Genomic DNA, 17,118 nt, shown 5'->3' with positions numbered 1-17,118 from the left:
ACCCTCGCTCTCGCCTCAGTCACGTCGTCCATCCTCACGCCCGCAGCGCACCGGCGGCGTCGAGCAGCTGGGCGACACCGGCGGCACGGTCGGTCAGGTGCAGCCGCAGCACCGGACGCTCCCGCCCGGCGAGGGCCTGCCGGTCCCCGGCGGCCTGCGCCGCCTGCAACACACCGAACGTGTACGGCTTGCCCGGCACCGCCAGATCCTCGGCGACCGCGCCGGTCACCTGAAGGTAGCTGCCCACCTGTGGGCCGCCCTTGTGGTACTGGCCCGTGGAGTGCAGGAACCGCGGCCCCCAGCCGAAGGTGACCGGCCGGCCGCGCGCCTCGGCGAGCAGCGGCCGCAGCCGGGCCGCGTCGGCGTCGGCGAACCGGTCGAGGTACGCCATCACGGCGAGGTAGCCGTCGTCGCCCAGCCCGTCGAGCAGCCAGCGCAGCACCCCGGCCAGGTCACCCGGAGCGCCCTGCGGGGCGTACACCTCGATCGCGCCCTCGGTGAACGACGGTGACTCCGCCGGCAGGCCGGAGGCCAGGATCTTGTTGGTGTTCTCCTTGGACTCGGTGACGTTCGGCTGGTTGAACGGGTCGATACCGAGCACCACGCCGGCCACCGCTGTCGCGTACTCCCAGGCCAGGAACTGCGCGCCCAACGGGCCGTTGACAGCCACGTCCGGGGTGACGCCGCCACCCGGCGCGTCACCGGGGGCGAGCGAGCCGCCGTAGCTGACGGTCAGCACGTCGGCCCCGGTCGCGCCGGGGCTCCGCGGGGACTCCACGACCACCGGGAGGATGCCCACCCCGGCCTTGCCCGTCGACTCGGCGATCAGCTGCTCGGCCCAGTCGCCGAGCCCGTCGATGCCGGTGCCGTCGGAGACCAGGGCGACCTTGTCCCGGGCCAGCGTGGCCGCGGCACCCAGGGCGGCACCCAACGCCAACGCCGGATTGTCCCGGTCCCCGCCGAACGACGCGGCCAGCGCGTCGGCCTGGTCGAGCAGCTCCGCGACCTCCACCCCGGCCAGCGCCGAGGGCACCAGCCCGAACGCGGTGAGCGCCGAGTACCGGCCGCCCACGTTCGGGTCGGCGAGCACGGTGAACGCGCCCATCTCGGCGGCGGTGGCCTCCAGCGGCGAACCCGGGTCGGTGACGATGACGAAGTGCCGACCGGCCTCCGCCTCGGTCATCCCGGCGTCCAGGAACGCCTGCCAGTAGGCACGTCGGTGGCTGTCGGTCTCCACCGTCGAGCCGGACTTGCTGGCCACCACCACCACGGTGCGTTCCAGCCGGTCACCGAGCGCCGCCCGGACCTGGCCCGGGTCGGTGGTGTCCAGCACGGTCAGCGGGCGACCCAGCGTCCGGGTGATCACCTCGGGGGCCAGTGACGAGCCACCCATGCCGGCCAGCACCACGTGGTCCAGGTCGGCCAGCTCCGCTTTCAGCTCGGCCAACTGCGCCAGCAGCTCCCGGCTGCGCCGGTGGGTGTCCACCCAGCCGAGTCGGACCTTCGCCTCGGCTTCGGCGTCCGGACCCCAGAGGCTCGCGTCCTTGCCCGCCAACCTGCCCGGGACGCCGGCCTTGACCAGCGCCTCCCGGGTCGACGCGGGCGCGGACTTGTCGACCGCGTCCGCGCCGTACACGGAGAGCCCGGCAGCGGCCTCCACCGGCCCCGCAGGTAGATCGCTCATGCCGTCACTCCGCTTCGCTGCGTGCCGTCATGAGGCACCTCCGCACTGAGCTTGCTGATTCGCTCGCTGCGCTCGCTCATGCCGTCACTCCGCTTCGCTGCGTGCCGTCATGAGGCACCTCCGCACTGAGCTTGCTGATTCGCTCGCTGCGCTCGCTCATGCGCCACCGGCCTTCTCGGCGCCCTTGGCGTTGCCCTTGGCGGCCTTGTTCGGCGCACCCTTGCCCTTGGCCGCCGCCTCCAGCGACTTGCGGACGCCGTCGAGCAGCTCCTGCCAGCTGGCCTCGAACTTCTCCACGCCCTCGCGCTCCAGGGTGACGATCACGTCGTCCATGTCCACCCCGACCGACTCCAGGTCCGCGAAGACCTTCCGGGCCGCGTCGTAGGCGCCGGTGATGGTGTCGCCGCGGGTCTCGCCATGATCGGCGTACGCGTGGATGACCGACTCCGGCATGGTGTTGACGGTGCCGGGGGCGATCAGCTCCTCGACGTAGATCACGTCGCGGTAGTCCGGGTTCTTCGTCGAGGTGGACGCCCACAGCGGCCGCTGCGGGTGCGCGCCGGCGGCGGCGAGCGCCTTCCACCGGTCGGAGGAGAACACCTCGGTGTAGCGCTCGTACGCCAACTGGGCGTTGGCGACGGCGGCCTTGCCCTTCAGGGCCTTGGCCTGGTCGGAGCCGACCTTCTCCAGCCTCTTGTCGACCTCGGAGTCGACCCGGGAGACGAAGAAGGACGCCACCGAGCCGATCTTCGACAGGTCGTGGCCGTTGGCCTTGGCCCGCTCCAGACCGGAGAGGAACGCCTCCATGACCGCCGAGTAGCGGTCCAGACCGAAGATCAGCGTCACGTTGACGCTGATCCCCTCGGCGAGCGTGTCGGTGATCGCCGACAGGCCGGCCTCGGTGGCCGGGATCTTGATGTAGAGGTTGGGGCGGTCGACAAGCCACCACAGCGCCTTGGCCTCGGCCACCGTCTTGTCGCTGTCGTGCGCCACCCGGGGGTCCACCTCGATGGAGACCCGACCGTCGACGCCGTCGCTGCCGTCGTAGGACGGACGCATCACGTCGCAGGCCCACCGCACGTCGTAGGTGGTGAGCATGCGCACCGACTCCTCGACCCCGATGCCACGGGTGGCGAGGTCGTGCAGCTGCCAGTTGTACTCGTCGGCGTCGCTCAGCGCCTTGGCGAAGATCGTCGGGTTGGTGGTGACACCGGCCACGTGCTTCTCGCGGCGGAGCTGGTCCAGCCCGCCGGAGCTCAACCGCACCCGGGAAAGATCGTCGAGCCACACCGCCACGCCCGCGGCGGTTAGCTCATTCAGCTTGTCGGTCATGCTGTCCACGCTCCCTCAGTTGCCGGTCGTAAAACCGGTGATGTCGCCCACCCGGGCCAGCGAGGCGTGTGCCGCCGCCACGATCCGGTCGGGGGTGAACCCGAACTGCTCGAAGAGCACGGTGTGCGGGGCGCTCGCCCCGTAGTGCTCCAGGCTGACGCTCTCGCCCAGATCACCCACGACGCCACGCCACGACATCGCGATGCCCGCTTCCACGCTTACCCGTGCCTTTACCCCGCGTGGCAGCACCGACTCCCGGTACGCCTCATCCTGCTCGTAGAACCACTCCTGGCAGGGCATCGAAACGACCCGGGTCGGGGTGCCGTCGGCCTCCAGCCGCTCCCGGGCGGTCAGGCAGAGCTGCACCTCGGAGCCGGTGCCGACGATGATCACCTGCGGCTTGCCGTTGGACGCCTCGGCCAGCACGTAACCGCCCTTGGCCACGCCATCCGCGCTGCCCAGCACGTCGCGGTCCAGGGTCGGCAGCGGCTGACGGCTCAGCGCCAGCGCGGTGGGCCGGTCGGTGTGCTCCAGCGCCTGCCGCCAGGCCCACGCCGTCTCGTTGGCGTCCGCCGGGCGGACCACGTCCAGGCCCGGAATGGCCCGCAGCGCGGTCAGGTGCTCCACCGGCTGGTGGGTCGGGCCGTCCTCGCCCAGACCGATCGAGTCGTGCGTCCAGACGTACGTCACCGGCAGCTTCATCAGCGCGGCCAGCCGCACCGACGGGCGCATGTAGTCGCTGAACACCAGGAACGTGCCGCCGTAGGGGCGGGTGCCGCCGTGCAGGGCGATGCCGTTGAGGATCGCGCCCATGGCGTGCTCACGGATGCCGAAGTGCAGCGTGCGGCCGTACTCGTGACCGGGGAAGTCCTTGGTGGCGTGCGTGGCCGGGATGAACGACGGCTCGCCCTTCATGGTGGTGTTGTTGCTCTCGGCCAGGTCGGCCGAACCACCCCACAGCTCCGGCAGCACCGGCGCGAGCGCCTCCAGCACCTTGCCGGACGCGGCCCGGGTGGCCACGCCCTTGGCGTCGGCGGGGAAGACCGGCAGCGCGTCGGTCCAGCCGTCCGGCAGCACCCGGCCGGCCAACCGCTCGTAGAGGGCGGTGCGCTCCGGGTTGGTCTTCTTCCAGGCGTCGAACGAGGTGGTCCACTGCTGCTCGGCCTCGGAGCCGCGGCCCATCACCGAACGGGCGTGGGCGAGCACGTCCTCGTCGACCTGGAAGGTCTGCTCCGGGTCGAAGCCGAGGATCTGCTTGGTGGCCTTCACCTCGTCGGCGCCGAGCGCCGAGCCGTGGATCTTGCCGGTGTTCTGCTTGTTGGGGGCGGGCCAGCCGATGATGGTGCGCAGCGCGATGAACGACGGGCGGGCGGTCTCCGCCCGGGCGGCCACCAGCGCCGCGTACAGCGCCTCGGCGTCCTCGTGGTAGTCACCCTGGTCGGCGTCGCCGCTACGCCAGTCGACGGTCTGCACGTGCCAGCCGTACGCCTCGTAGCGGGCGGCCACGTCCTCGCTCTTGGCGATCCGGGTGTCGTCCTCGATGGAGATCTCGTTGTCGTCGTAGATCACCGTGAGGTTGCCCAGCTGCTGGTGCCCGGCGAGGGCGCTGGCCTCGTGGCTGATGCCCTCCTCGATGTCGCCGTCGGAGACGATGCACCAGATGTCGTGGTCGAAGACCGACGCGCCGGGCTCGGCCTCGGGGTCGAACAGGCCGCGCTCGCGGCGGGCCGCCATGGCCATGCCGACCGCGTTGCCCAGACCCTGCCCGAGCGGGCCGGTGGTGGTCTCCACGCCCGGGGTGTGCCCGTGCTCGGGGTGACCCGGCGTCTGCGAGCCCCACTGCCGCAGCGACTTGAGGTCGTCCAGGCTCAACGGGTAACCGGACAGGAAGAGCTGGATGTAGAGCGTCAGGCTGGAGTGCCCGGCGGAGAGGACGAACCGGTCCCGGCCGGGCCAGTTCGGGTCGGCCGGGTTGTGCCGCATGACGCGGTTGAAGAGGAGGTACGCCGCGGGCGCGAGGCTCATCGCGGTGCCCGGGTGGCCGTTACCGGATTTCTCTACGGCGTCCATGGCCAGCACGCGGACGGTGTCGACGGCCCGGCGATCGAGGTCGGACCAGTTCAGTGCGGAGTGCTCGGGTCGTTTGGCAGCCACGATGGTTGTGCTCCTCGGCAGATGGGCGGAACCCTCACCGATGACCTTATCGAGCGTCCCTAAACCTGCGCCCGGGGATCTCCGCATGGTGTGCGCGACGTGACGTTCCGGATGCTCGGCTCACCTCGGTGGTGTGACGGCCCGCACCGTTGTCGGGTCGGCCGGGCAGCCAAAACGACAACGCGTAGTGTGTGGGTCGGTGTGCGGGCCCGAGCGGGCCCGCCGATCCAATCTCCCCGTGCCGATGCCGGAAGGTGCCAATCCGTGAGCATGATCACCGAGCGCCCCGCGAGCAACCCGGCCGGGCAACACCCGGCACGGGCGGCCGAGGGTCCGGTGGCCCGGCGGGACGTGCGTGGGGTCCTCTCGGCGTACGTGGCGCTCACCAAGCCGCGGATCGTCGAGTTGCTGCTGGTCACCACCATCCCGGCGATGATGCTCGCCGACGGGGGGCTCCCGTCGCTGTGGCTGATGGCCGTCGTGCTGATCGGCGGCTCGCTCGCCGCGGGCGCGGCAAGCGTGCTCAACTGCTACATCGACCGGGACATCGACCAGTTGATGCGGCGTACGAAGCGTCGGCCGCTGCCGGCGCACACCGTGTCACCGCGTAGCGCGCTGGTCTTCGGTCTGGTGCTGGCGGCGGTGTCGATCGCCCTGATGGCGGCGTTCACCAACCTGCTCGCCGCCGGGCTGACCCTCGCCGCGATCGTCTACTACGACGTCATCTACACGCTGTGGCTCAAGCGCTCCACCCCGACCAACACCTTCTGGGGCGGCGCCTGCGGGGCGGCCCCGGTGCTGATCGGCTGGGCGGCTGTCACCGGTTCACTGGCACCGGCCGCCTGGGGGCTCTTCGCGGTGGTCTTCTTCTGGCAGATGCCGCACTTCTACCCGCTCGCCATGAAGTACAAGGACGACTACGCCCGCGCCGGGATCCCGATGCTGCCGGTGGTCGCCTCGGTCCGCCGGGTCAACGCCGAGATCCTGATCTTCGCGTGGCTCACCGTGCTCACCTCCCTCGCGGTCTGGCCGCTGGGGCTCAGCGCGATCTACGGGGTGCCGACCCTGGTGGTGGGTGCCATCTTCGTGGTCGAGGCACACCGACTCTGCCGGCGTGCGACGCGGGGCGAGGCGGTCAGGCCGATGCGGCTGTTCCACTGGTCCACCACGTACCTGACGATCGTGTTCGCGGCCGTCGCGCTCGACGCGCTGATCTGACCTGCCTCCCAGACCGCGGCTCTGCCGCCGGGGACTCTCCGGCGCTAATCATGGGCATGGATGAGTTGTCCAGGTTTAACGTCACATAAGAGTAACTTTCAGCATGAGCCGGATCGGCTCAACTGCGCGGGTTGGAGCATGGTTTGCCCGCTCGCTTTGCGCGGGAAAGTCCGGATATAACCGGACAGAAAACCTGTGATCGTTCTCAAACCTCTAGGTAATTGGCATCACAAAAGGTTCATGGTTCTCGCCCGGAAGGGTGCGAGTCTGCTTAGGCTTCGCGTTATGGCAGATGGTTCCGATACGACGATGACGGCCGAGCAGACCGCCGCCGAGCAGGCCCCCCAGGGCCTGGTCGCGGGCCTCAGGGCGTTCGCCGCCGGCCACGGCGGTGCGAAGGCGGTCATCGAGTACGTCGGCAAGCGTGGCGCGCGAATCGTCCTGGTGGGTTCCGACGGCGAGTGGGGCGACCAGTTCGCCGACGACACCGTCACCGCGCGGGAGGCGTGCGCCGAGGCGGGAGTCACCGTCGAGAACGCCTGGGAGCGTGAACTGATGGACCAGATGCGCCCGAGCAACGACCTCTGGCGGTCGATGGCCCGGCGCACGATGGCTCGCTGAGCAGCCAACCGAATTGACCACCCACCACCAGTCGACCCGGGGGAAACCCCGGGTCGCTCTCGTACCTGTGCCGACCTCGTCGATCTCGACCCGGACGACCGGCTGGTCCTCGCTCCACTGACGGCCCGGGGCATCTCCGTCGAGACCGCGCTGTGGGACGACCCCGACGTCGACTGGTCCGTCACCGTTCATCGGGTACGCGGACGGGCCCCCGACCGTCTTGCCGCCGCAATCGCCACCCAGCTGACCCGCCGGGCCTGGCCCCCCGCCTCCGCGCCGCCCGGCGACGGTGGCGCAGCCGCCCGCAGAGCGCCGTGATCGACGCGACTTCGCTGTGATCGACTCGGCTTTCTGAAAGTCGGCCCATCAGACCGGCTCGGATACCGCCGCTTCCTGAAAACCGAGTCGATCAAGGCCAGCCGGCAGGGCGCGTGGGGCGCGGGGCGCGGGGGGCGTGGGGCGCGGGGGGCGCGGGGGTCAGGCGGTGATCGGGACGGGGACGGCGGCGTCGGCCGGGGTGGCCTCGGCCGCCGGGGCGACCGGCTGGCGCTCGCGGGTCGACCACTGCACCGAGAGGGTGGCCAGCAGCACCAGGCAGGCGCCGAGCATGTGTGCGCCGACCAGGAGCGCCGGCACGTGGGTGAAGTACTGCACGATGCCGATCACACCCTGGCCCAGCTCCACGGCGACCAGGACGATCGCGGCACGGGTGGCCCGGCGCGCACCCACGGCGCGGAACGCGAAGATCAGCGCCACCGAGAGGCCGATCAGCAGGAAGACCCCGTCGGCGTGCACCTGGGAGATCGACTCCGGGTCCAGTCCGTTGCGGGCCGCGCCGTGGTCGCCGGCGTGGGGACCGCTGCCGGTGACCCAGGTGCCGATGACCAGCACCGCGACGGCGACGCCGGTGGTGACGCGGGCCAGCGCGCGCAGCGGTGTGGGCACCACGGGCACGGTCGGGCCGTCCGGGTCGCCGATGCGCCGCCAGAGGGCGTACGCGGCGGCGAGCACCGCCATCGAGGCCAGGAAGTGCAGGCCGACCACCCACGGGTTGAGGTTGGTGAGCACGGTGATGCCACCGACCACCGCCTGGGCGGGGATGCCCAGGAAGACGGCGACCGCGAGGGCCAGCAGCCCGGGTCGGCGCGGCCGGTGGACCAGCACGGCCAGTACGGTGGCCAACGCGATGAAACCCACCACGAAGGCCAGCAGCCGGTTGCTGAACTCGATCACCCCGTACACACCCATCTCGGGGGTGGTGACGTACGAATCGTCGGTGCAGCGGGGCCAGGTGGGGCAGCCGAGGCCCGAGGCGGTCAGTCGGACGGCTCCGCCGGTGACGACGATGCCCACGTTCGCGATGATCGAAGCGAGCGCGAGGCGGCGCAGCAGGCTGGCGGGGACCGGACGGACGATTCGGTTCACGGCGCAAATCCTACGCACTGTAGTGATCGAGGTTCGTCCGACTCCGTCGGCTCGGTGGTTCGGATCACCGGGGCCTCGGTTTGCGACCCTCCGGGTAATTACGTAACGTTGGCGTTGTGAAAAACGCGGCGGCGCTCTCCGGGCACCAGCCGACGGCTGTCCAAGCCGTCGGTGCGTCCGCGTCCGCGCCGGTCGTGACCGCGTCGGCGGCACCCGCCGGTGCCACGGCGGCGGAGAGCTCCACCCGTGACCGGGTCACCCAACTGCTGCTGGAGCGGGGTGCGACGACCGCCGCGCAGCTCGGCGCGGCCCTCGGGCTCAGCCCGGCGGCGATCCGCCGGCACCTCGACGCGATGCTCGCCGACGGTGACGTGTACGCCCGCGAGCAGGCCGTGCAGGGCAGCCGCGGTCGGGGGCGTCCGGCCAAGGTGTTCATGCTGACCGAGGCTGGCCGGGTTCGCTGTGGCACCCATCACTACGACAACATGGCCACCGCCGCACTGCGGTGGATCGCCCGTGGCGGCGGGTCGGACGCGGTCGAGGCGTTCGCCACCGAGCAGGTCTCCGCTCTGGAGTCGCGCTGCCGGGCGGCCATGGAGGACGCCGGTGACGACCCTCTCGCCCGAGCCGAGGCACTCGCCGCGGCGCTCACCGCCGAGGGTTACGCTGCCAACGCGACCACGATCGCCTCCGGCGGTCAGCTCTGCCAGCACCATTGTCCGGTGGCGCACGTGGCCGCCGAGTTTCCTCAGCTGTGCGAGGCCGAGACCGCGGTGATCTCCCGTCTGGTCGGCACCCACGTGCAGCGCCTTGCCACCATCGCGCACGGCGACGGGGTGTGCACCACGCACATTCCGACCCAGCCGGGGCGTGCTCAATCCGGTATTCCCGTCACCACTGTGAGGACAGATAGATGACCGAGCAGATCGTCCAGCCCCTGACCCAGGAAGAGCAGCTTGCCGCCCTGGGCCGGTACGAGTACGGCTGGTCCGACCCGGACGCCGCCGGGGCGGTCGCCCAGCGCGGCATCAACGAGGCGGTGGTGCGGGACATCTCGGCCAAGAAGAACGAGCCGGCGTGGATGCTCGACCTGCGGCTGAAGGGTCTGCGGCTGTTCGGCCGCAAGCCGATGCCGGCCTGGGGCGCGGACCTCACCGGCATCGACTTCGACAACATCAAGTACTTCGTGCGGTCGACCGAGAAGCAGGCCACCAGCTGGGAGGACCTGCCCGAGGACATCAAGAACACCTACGACCGGCTGGGCATCCCGGAGGCGGAGAAGCAGCGCCTGGTCGCCGGTGTCGCGGCGCAGTACGAGTCCGAGGTCGTCTACCACAAGATCCGTGAGGACCTTGAGGAGCAGGGCGTCCTCTTCCTGGACACCGACACCGCGCTGCGCGAGCACGAGGACGTCTTCAAGGAGTACTTCGGCACGGTGATCCCGGTCGGCGACAACAAGTTCGCCGCCCTGAACACCTCCGTGTGGTCCGGCGGCTCGTTCATCTACGTGCCGAAGGGTGTGCACGTGGAGATCCCGCTGCAGGCCTACTTCCGGATCAACACGGAGAACATGGGCCAGTTCGAGCGGACGCTGATCATCGTCGACGAGGGTGCGTACGTGCACTACGTCGAGGGCTGCACCGCGCCGCTCTACTCCTCCGACTCGCTGCACAGCGCGGTCGTGGAGATCATCGTGAAGAAGAACGCGCGCTGCCGCTACACGACCATCCAGAACTGGTCGAACAACGTCTACAACCTGGTCACCAAGCGCGCCGTCTGCCACGAGGGCGCGACCATGGAGTGGGTCGACGGCAACATCGGCTCCAAGGTGACCATGAAGTACCCGGCGGTCTACATGACCGGCGAGCACGCCAAGGGCGAGGTGCTCTCGGTGGCGATGGCCGGCGAGGGTCAGCACCAGGACGCCGGCGCCAAGATGGTGCACGCCGCGCCGCACACCTCCTCGACCATCATCTCCAAGTCGATCGCCCGTGGCGGCGGCCGCACCTCGTACCGGGGTCTGGTGCAGGTCCTGGAGGGCTCGCACCACAGCCGCAGCACGGTCAAGTGCGACGCTCTGCTGGTCGACACCATCTCCCGCTCGGACACCTACCCGTACGTCGACATCCGCGAGGACGACGTGTCGATGGGGCACGAGGCGACCGTCTCCAAGATCAGCGACGACCAGCTCTTCTACCTGATGAGCCGGGGCCTGAGCGAGGACGAGGCGATGGCCATGATCGTGCGCGGCTTCATCGAGCCGATCGCCAAGGAGCTCCCGATGGAGTACGCCCTGGAGCTCAACCGCCTGATCGAGCTTCAGATGGAGGGCGCGGTCGGCTGACGCCGCCGCTCCCGCGGGGCGGGCCGGAACGTCGGCCCGCCCGCACCCGGCCCCAACCTCGTCGTCACGGAACAGACAGACCAAGGAAGACATGACTACCCAGGCTTCCGCGCCGCCTCCCAGCACCAAGTCGCAGGCGCTGCGCTCGTACGACGTCGCCGACTTCCCGGCCCTCACCGGCCTGGAGGAGGAGTGGCGTTTCACCCCGCTCAAGCGCCTCCGCGGGCTGACCGGCGACGGCTCCAGGTCGCTGCGCGGCGCCAGCCGCGCCGAGCTGGAGCCGTCGGACGACGCGCCGGCCGCGACCGGCGCGGTTCGGCACGAGCACGGTGACCTGCCCGAAGGCGTCGCCATCACCCGGATCGGCCGCGACGACGAGCGGGTCGGTAGCGTCCTGACCCCGGTCGACCGGGTCAGCGCGCTGGCCTACGGTGCCGCCGCCGACGCCCTGCTGCTGCGGGTGGCCGAAGATGTGGTGCTCGGCGGGCCGGTGCGTCTGCGGGTGGTCGGCGAGGGCGTCGAGCAGCCGGCTTTCGGTCACACCTTCGTCGAGGTGGGCCGGTTCGCCGAGGCGACAGTGGTGGTGGAGTACGTCGGGTCGGCCACCCTGGCCGACAACGTCGAGGTGGCCGTGACCGACGGCGCGAAGCTGACGCTGGTCACGATCGCCGACTGGGCCGACGACGCGGTCCAGGCCCAGCACCTGAAGATCAAGCTGGGCCGGGACGCCAAGGTCATCCACATCCAGGTGTCCCTGGGTGGCGACCTGGTCCGGCAGTTCACCAGCGTGGAATACACCGGTCGGGGTGGCGAGGCCGAGCTGTACGGCGTCTACTTCGCCGACTCCGGCCAGCACCTGGAGCACCGGCAGCTGGTCGACCACTCCGTGCCGGACTGCCGCAGCTACGTCGGTTACCGGGGCGCCCTGCAGGGCGAGAGCGCGCACACCGTCTGGGTGGGCGACGTGCTGATCCGGGCCGAGGCGACCGGCACCGACACGTACGAGATCAACCGGAACCTGCTGCTCACCGACGGCGCGCGGGCGGACTCCGTACCCAATCTGGAGATCGAGACCGGCGAGATCGCCGGCGCCGGCCACGCCAGCGCGACCGGCCGCTTCGACGACGAGCAGTTGTTCTACCTGATGGCCCGGGGCATTCCGGAGAGTGAGGCCCGCCGACTGGTGGTCCGTGGTTTCTTCGCCGAGCTGATCAACAAGATCCCGGTGGAGTCGCTGCGCGAGAGCCTCGGCGACGCGATCGAGGCCCGGCTCACCAAGGCGGGCGCCTGATGATCCGCATCTGCGCCACCGAGGACGTGCCGAAGGGCACCGCGATCAGCGCGAACGTCGACGGCACCCCGATCGCGCTGGTGCACGGCGAGGACGGCGAGTTCTACGCCGCCTACGACGAGTGCTCGCACGCCTCGGTCGCCCTCTCCGAGGGCGAGGTGGACGGCTGCACGCTGGAGTGCTGGCTGCACGGCTCGCGCTTCGACCTGCGCACCGGCGAACCGAGCGGCCTGCCCGCCACCGAACCCGTACCCGTCTACCCCGTCGAAGTCCGCGACGGCGACATCTACCTCAGCCTGACGCCGAGTAATGGAGTGACCCGATAATGAGCACCCTGGAGATCCGCGACCTGAAGGTGTCGGTCAAGCTGCCCGAGGGTGAGCTCAAGCCGATCCTGGCCGGCGTCGACCTGACCGTGAAGTCCGGTGAGACCCACGCGATCATGGGCCCGAACGGTTCCGGCAAGTCCACGCTTGCGTACTCGATCGCCGGTCACCCCAAGTACGAGATCACCGGCGGCTCGGTGACCCTCGACGGCGAGGACGTGCTCGCCATGACCGTCGACGAGCGGGCCCGCGCCGGCCTCTTCCTGGCCATGCAGTACCCGGTCGAGGTGCCCGGCGTCTCGGTGGCCAACTTCCTGCGGACCGCGAAGACCGCCATCGACGGTGAGGCGCCGAAGCTCCGTACCTGGGGTGGCGAGCTGCGCGGCGCGATGGAGCGCCTGCAGATGGACCCGGCGTTCGCCCAGCGCAACGTCAACGAGGGCTTCTCCGGCGGTGAGAAGAAGCGGCACGAGATCGTCCAGTTGGAGCTGCTCAAGCCGAAGATCGCGATCCTCGACGAGACCGACTCCGGTCTCGACGTGGACGCGCTGCGCGTGGTCAGCGGGGGCGTCAACCGGGTCCGCGACACCGGCGACACCGGCGTGTTGCTGATCACCCACTACACGCGGATCCTGCGCTACATCAAGCCGGACTTCGTGCACGTGTTCATCGCCGGCCGGATCGTCGAGCAGGGCGGCCCGGAGCTGGCCGACAAGCTCGAGGCCGAGGGCTACGAGCGGTACGCCGCCGGGGCCGGCACGGCCAAGGCCTGAGCGGGAGAGGCGCTGCCGAGATGACCAGCATCGCGATCCCCGCGGGGATGCCGCAGTACGACGACGTGCCGCGTTTCGACGTGGCCCGGGTGCGTGCCGACTTCCCGATCCTCGATCGGGACATCAACGGGCACCCGCTGGTCTACCTCGACAGCGCCAACACCTCGCACAAGCCCCGCCAGGTGCTCGACGTGCTCGACGAGCACTACGCGCGGCACAACGCCAACGTGTCGCGTTCGGTGCACACCCTGGGCACCGAGGCCACCGAGGCGTACGAGGGGGCGCGGGCCAAGATAGCCGCGTTCATCTCCGCCCCGAGCGTCGACGAGGTGGTGTTCACGAAGAACTCCACCGAGGCGATCAACATCGTGGCGTACGCCTTCTCGAACGCCTCGCTGCGTCCGGACGCCGACCCGCGTTTCCGCCTGGGCCCCGGCGACGAGGTGGTGATCTCCGAGATGGAGCACCACTCGAACATCGTCCCGTGGCAGTTGCTCTGCGAGCGCACCGGCGCGACCCTGCGCTGGTTCCCGGTCACCGACCAGGGTCGACTGGACGAGTCGGGCCTGGACGACCTGGTCACCGAACGGACGAAGATCGTCTCGTTGGTGCACATGTCCAACATCCTCGGCACCGTCAACGCCACCTCCCGCATCACCGCCCGGGTCCGTGAGGTGGGCGCGTTGCTGCTGCTGGACTGCTCACAGTCGGTGCCGCACCTGCCCATCGACGTGGTCGACCTGGACGCCGACTTCATCGTCTTCACCGGGCACAAGATGCTCGGCCCGACCGGCATCGGCGTGCTCTGGGGTCGGGGCGAGCTGCTGGCGGCCATGCCGCCGGTGTTCGGTGGCGGTTCGATGATCGAGACGGTCACCATGGCCCGCTCGACGTTCGCCGCGCCGCCGGCCCGCTTCGAGGCGGGCACCCCGCCGATCGCCGAGGCGGTCGCGCTCGGTGCGGCGGTGGACTACCTCACCGGCATCGGCATGCCGGCCATCCAGTGGCACGAGAAGGAGCTGACGGCGTACGCGCTGGACGCCCTCGGCTCGGTGCCCGACCTGCGGATCTTCGGCCCGACCGTGCCGATCGGGCGGGGCGGCACCATCTCGTTCGCGCTCGGTGACGTGCACCCGCACGACGTGGGTCAGGTGCTCGACTCGCTCGGCGTGCAGGTGCGCGTGGGCCACCACTGTGCCAAGCCGGTGTGCAGCCGGTTCGGTGTCCCGGCGATGACCCGGGCCTCGTTCTACCTCTACACCACCACCGAGGAGATCGACGCTCTGGTGGCCGGTCTGGAGCAGGTGCGGAAGGTGTTCGACTGATGGTGCAGCTCGACCAGCTCTACCAGGAGATCATCCTGGACCACTACAAGCGCCCACACGGTCGTGGCCTGCGCGACGCCGACGACCCCAGTGACCGGGTCGGGGAAGCGCACCACGTCAACCCCACCTGCGGCGACGAGGTCACCGTCCGGGTGGCCACCGACGGCGACGTGCTGCACGACATCTCGTACGACGGCATGGGCTGCTCGATCAGCCAGGCCTCGGCGAGCGTGCTGCACGAGTTGCTGCGCGGTCGGGGCGCCGGGGAAGCATTCGAGGTGCACGAGGCGTTCGTGGAGTTGATGTCCGGACGTGGCCAGGTCACGCCGGACGAGGACGTGCTCGGTGACGGGGTTGCTTTCGCGGGTGTGGCCCGCTATCCCGCCCGGGTCAAGTGCGCGCTGCTGCCGTGGATGGCGTTCAAGGACGCCGCGGCACGCGCCGGTGTGGGCGTGAGCCCGGAGGTGAAGGCGTGAGCGAGCGTCAGCGAGCGAATGACTCAGTGGTGCCTTGTGGCATCACGAAGCGAAGCGGAGGGACGGCATGAGCGAGCGTCAGCGAGCGAATCAGTGGCTCGGCGCGGTGGTGCCTCATGGCGTCACGGAGCGAAGCGGAGGGACGGCATGAGCGAGAACACCGCTACTGAGGCGACGCCGGAGGCCGGTGACACCACTGTGGTGCCGCAGACCGACGCCGCGACGACCGATGGCACCGGTGACGCCGCCGCTCCTGCGGGCGGTGTCAGCAAGGCCATGATCGCCGACATCGAGGAGGCGATGAAGGACGTCGTCGACCCGGAGCTCGGCATCAACGTGGTCGACCTGGGCCTCGTGTACGGCGTCCACGTCGACGACGAGAACGTCGCCACCCTGGACATGACGCTCACCTCGGCGGCCTGCCCGCTGACCGACGTCATCGAGGACCAGACCCGGCAGGCGCTGACCACCGGCCCCGGCGGCGGCCTGGTCAACGACATCCGGATCAACTGGGTGTGGCTCCCGCCGTGGGGCCCGGACAAGATCACTGACGAGGGTCGGGACCAGCTCCGTTCCCTCGGTTTCAACGTCTGACCAGATCCCACTTCGTCGAGCGCGGCACCCGGACGGGTACCGCGCTCGACGCGTTTCCAGCCGCGAAAAGTATTGGAACGGATCGTTCCGGTCTGCTATGCTGGGTTCATCAAACGGAGCGGAATGTTCCGCTCCGACAGCGAGTGGGGCAGCTCGCTGGAATCCGGCAGAGAGGGCAGGACGATGAGCGAGATGGCGGCGGGGCAGTGGCGGACCGTGCTCGACGAGGCGCACACGGCGCTTCGGACGACCGTCGAGAGGGTGCCGGCGGACGCCTGGGAGCGGCCCACCCCGTGCGAGCGGTGGAACGTCACCCAGGTGCTTCAGCACGCGACCGGCGACCAGCTCGCCTTCGCGGCGGCGATCGACGGCGGGCCGGGGCCGGCGGAGGACCCGTTCGCGCCCTCCGGTCAGGTCGACGGTGACAAGCTCGCCGGCCTGCGCGCCGCCCTCGACGCGTCCGCCAGGGCCTGGAACGGTGTAGCCGACGACGACCCGGCGGTGCCCACGCCGCTGCCCCAGGGCAAGCTGCCGGCCGAGGTGGGCGCCGTAGCGTGCGCCCTGGACGCGGCAGTGCACGCCTGGGACATCGCGGTGGCCACCGGCCAGCCCTCCCCGCTCGGCGCCGACCTGGCCCGACCCCTGCTGGTGGTGGCCCGGCAGATCGTCGAGCCGCTGCGGGCCTACGGCGCGTACGCCCCGGCGATCGAACCCGCTGCGGAGGCCGACGAGGTCGCCACCCTGCTCTCGTACCTCGGTCGCGACCCCCGGTGGCCCGGAGTTCAGCTCTGATCGGTCGGCCCACCCCGAAAAACCCACGATCGCGCTCGACCATTGATGTCAACGCCGTTGCGTTAGGGCTGTGATCGGCGGGTCAACCCCTGCTGAGTAGTGAGAACGGGACTCCTGATAGATCAACTTGTGTCGAGCAAGAAGATCATGTCTCAGGAGTCCCGTTGCAGGAGAAGTCTGTCATCGCCCGGTCTGTCGAGGTGGCCGGGGGTGTGCACGCGCCCGGCCATCTGGGCGAGTTGACGCAGATCATCGACTTCGCCCTGGTCGACGCCGTGTTGGAGGAGACCGGGACATGTGAGAAGCGGCTACGGCTGCTGCCGTCTCGGGTCGTGGTGTACTTCGTCCTCGCGCTTGCCCTGTTCGAGCGCTGTTCCTACCGGGCGACCTGGGGAAAGCTGACTGCTGCCCTGACGGAGTTGCCCCTGACCCGGCCGAGTGTCTCCTCACTGTCCCGCGCCCGCCGCCGAATCGGCGTAGCGCCGCTTCGTCGGCTGTTCGAGACCCTGGCCGGTGTCGTCGGCTTACCCGGCCAGCCCGGCGTGTTCTACCGGGGCCTGCGCACCGTGGCGATCGACGGCACCCACCTGCACGTCCCCGACGAGGATCAGGTCACCTGGCACTACCGCAAACGGATAGGAGACCGGCGGGAGTTCGGCTACCCGCTACTACGGCTGCTCGTGGTGATCGAGTGCGGGACCCGCAGCCTGCTGACGGCAGCATTCGGCCCCGACGCAGGAGGCGAACTACCGTACGCACGACG

Annotated in this window: 16 protein-coding genes; 12 read left to right on the top strand and 4 right to left on the bottom strand. The window is 70.1% G+C overall.

What is annotated here, in order from left to right; genetic code table 11:
• Positions 1-34: 34 nt before the first annotated feature.
• The 3 genes from ACGFIQ_RS34830 to tkt all read right to left on the bottom strand — a co-directional run bounded on the left by ACGFIQ_RS34830 (position 35) and on the right by tkt (position 5,170).
• Positions 35-1,684 (bottom strand): glucose-6-phosphate isomerase, encoded by a 1,650-nt coding sequence (locus tag ACGFIQ_RS34830; RefSeq protein WP_393250362.1) that lies wholly within the window; start codon positions 1,682-1,684, stop codon positions 35-37.
• 156 nt (positions 1,685-1,840) lie between these two features.
• Positions 1,841-3,016, bottom strand: coding sequence for a transaldolase (gene tal / locus ACGFIQ_RS34825; RefSeq protein ID WP_393250360.1), 1,176 nt, complete (start codon positions 3,014-3,016; stop codon positions 1,841-1,843).
• 15 nt (positions 3,017-3,031) lie between these two features.
• Complete coding sequence (tkt, locus tag ACGFIQ_RS34820; RefSeq protein WP_393250358.1) at positions 3,032-5,170, bottom strand: transketolase; 2,139 nt, start codon at positions 5,168-5,170, stop codon at positions 3,032-3,034.
• Positions 5,171-5,434: 264 nt separating this feature from the next.
• On the opposite strand from tkt, the gene ACGFIQ_RS34815 reads away from it, so the two are divergent.
• Positions 5,435-6,388 (top strand): heme o synthase, encoded by a 954-nt coding sequence (locus ACGFIQ_RS34815; RefSeq protein ID WP_393250356.1) that lies wholly within the window; start codon positions 5,435-5,437, stop codon positions 6,386-6,388.
• A 285-nt stretch (positions 6,389-6,673) separates the two neighbouring features.
• Complete coding sequence (locus ACGFIQ_RS34810) at positions 6,674-7,009, top strand: hypothetical protein (RefSeq protein ID WP_393250354.1); 336 nt, start codon at positions 6,674-6,676, stop codon at positions 7,007-7,009.
• Between the two features lie 477 nt (positions 7,010-7,486).
• On the opposite strand, the gene ACGFIQ_RS34805 is transcribed toward ACGFIQ_RS34810, so the two are convergent.
• Positions 7,487-8,434, bottom strand: coding sequence for a heme A synthase (locus ACGFIQ_RS34805; protein WP_393250352.1), 948 nt, complete (start codon positions 8,432-8,434; stop codon positions 7,487-7,489).
• Between the two features lie 116 nt (positions 8,435-8,550).
• On the opposite strand from ACGFIQ_RS34805, the gene ACGFIQ_RS34800 reads away from it, so the two are divergent.
• From ACGFIQ_RS34800 to ACGFIQ_RS34755, 10 genes are all read left to right on the top strand, one after another.
• A complete protein-coding gene (locus ACGFIQ_RS34800) occupies positions 8,551-9,351 on the top strand; it encodes a helix-turn-helix transcriptional regulator (protein WP_393250350.1) in 801 nt (266 codons plus the stop codon).
• Positions 9,348-10,778 (top strand): Fe-S cluster assembly protein SufB, encoded by a 1,431-nt coding sequence (gene sufB, locus ACGFIQ_RS34795; RefSeq protein WP_007462707.1) that lies wholly within the window; start codon positions 9,348-9,350, stop codon positions 10,776-10,778. The genes ACGFIQ_RS34800 and sufB overlap by 4 nt, the downstream gene beginning before the upstream one ends.
• 91 nt (positions 10,779-10,869) lie before the next feature.
• A complete protein-coding gene (gene sufD / locus ACGFIQ_RS34790; protein WP_393250348.1) occupies positions 10,870-12,069 on the top strand; it encodes a Fe-S cluster assembly protein SufD in 1,200 nt (399 codons plus the stop codon).
• Entirely contained in the window at positions 12,069-12,395 is a 327-nt protein-coding gene (locus tag ACGFIQ_RS34785) for a non-heme iron oxygenase ferredoxin subunit (protein ID WP_393250346.1), read from the top strand. The genes sufD and ACGFIQ_RS34785 overlap by 1 nt, the downstream gene beginning before the upstream one ends.
• Entirely contained in the window at positions 12,395-13,168 is a 774-nt protein-coding gene (sufC, locus tag ACGFIQ_RS34780; RefSeq protein WP_393250344.1) for a Fe-S cluster assembly ATPase SufC, read from the top strand. The genes ACGFIQ_RS34785 and sufC overlap by 1 nt, the downstream gene beginning before the upstream one ends.
• Positions 13,169-13,188: 20 nt before the next feature.
• A complete protein-coding gene (locus ACGFIQ_RS34775) occupies positions 13,189-14,493 on the top strand; it encodes a cysteine desulfurase (protein ID WP_393250342.1) in 1,305 nt (434 codons plus the stop codon).
• A gap of 2 nt (positions 14,494-14,495) precedes the next feature.
• Positions 14,496-14,969, top strand: a complete 474-nt coding sequence (gene sufU, locus ACGFIQ_RS34770; protein WP_393250415.1) for a Fe-S cluster assembly sulfur transfer protein SufU — start codon at positions 14,496-14,498, stop codon at positions 14,967-14,969.
• A 147-nt stretch (positions 14,970-15,116) separates the two neighbouring features.
• Positions 15,117-15,563 (top strand): metal-sulfur cluster assembly factor, encoded by a 447-nt coding sequence (locus ACGFIQ_RS34765; protein WP_124821554.1) that lies wholly within the window; start codon positions 15,117-15,119, stop codon positions 15,561-15,563.
• 123 nt (positions 15,564-15,686) lie between these two features.
• Positions 15,687-16,355, top strand: a complete 669-nt coding sequence (locus ACGFIQ_RS34760) for a TIGR03086 family metal-binding protein (RefSeq protein WP_393250340.1) — start codon at positions 15,687-15,689, stop codon at positions 16,353-16,355.
• A 164-nt stretch (positions 16,356-16,519) separates the two neighbouring features.
• Positions 16,520-17,118, top strand: a 599-nt coding sequence (locus ACGFIQ_RS34755; RefSeq protein ID WP_393250338.1) for a transposase domain-containing protein, incomplete at its 3' end; no start/stop codon positions are given.

The organism is Micromonospora sp. NPDC048898 (assembly GCF_043198035.1).
In the GTDB taxonomy this organism is placed as follows: Bacteria; Actinomycetota; Actinomycetes; order Mycobacteriales; family Micromonosporaceae; genus Micromonospora.
The sequence above is the reverse complement of the archived record's forward strand: the minus strand, read 5'-3'. Positions and strand labels throughout refer to the sequence as shown.

Bases quoted from the DNA above. Each gene is read 5' to 3' on its own strand.
- ACGFIQ_RS34830 (WP_393250362.1), bottom strand. From the start codon at position 1,684: ATGAGCGATCTACCTGCGGGGCCGGTGGAGGCCGCTGCCGGGCTCTCC.
- tal (WP_393250360.1), bottom strand. From the start codon at position 3,016: ATGACCGACAAGCTGAATGAGCTAACCGCCGCGGGCGTGGCGGTGTGG.
- ACGFIQ_RS34810 (WP_393250354.1), top strand. From the start codon at position 6,674: ATGGCAGATGGTTCCGATACGACGATGACGGCCGAGCAGACCGCCGCC.
- sufB (WP_007462707.1), top strand. From the start codon at position 9,348: ATGACCGAGCAGATCGTCCAGCCCCTGACCCAGGAAGAGCAGCTTGCC.
- sufD (WP_393250348.1), top strand. From the start codon at position 10,870: ATGACTACCCAGGCTTCCGCGCCGCCTCCCAGCACCAAGTCGCAGGCG.
- ACGFIQ_RS34785 (WP_393250346.1), top strand. From the start codon at position 12,069: ATGATCCGCATCTGCGCCACCGAGGACGTGCCGAAGGGCACCGCGATC.
- sufC (WP_393250344.1), top strand. From the start codon at position 12,395: ATGAGCACCCTGGAGATCCGCGACCTGAAGGTGTCGGTCAAGCTGCCC.
- ACGFIQ_RS34775 (WP_393250342.1), top strand. From the start codon at position 13,189: ATGACCAGCATCGCGATCCCCGCGGGGATGCCGCAGTACGACGACGTG.
- ACGFIQ_RS34765 (WP_124821554.1), top strand. From the start codon at position 15,117: ATGAGCGAGAACACCGCTACTGAGGCGACGCCGGAGGCCGGTGACACC.
- ACGFIQ_RS34760 (WP_393250340.1), top strand. From the start codon at position 15,687: ATGTTCCGCTCCGACAGCGAGTGGGGCAGCTCGCTGGAATCCGGCAGA.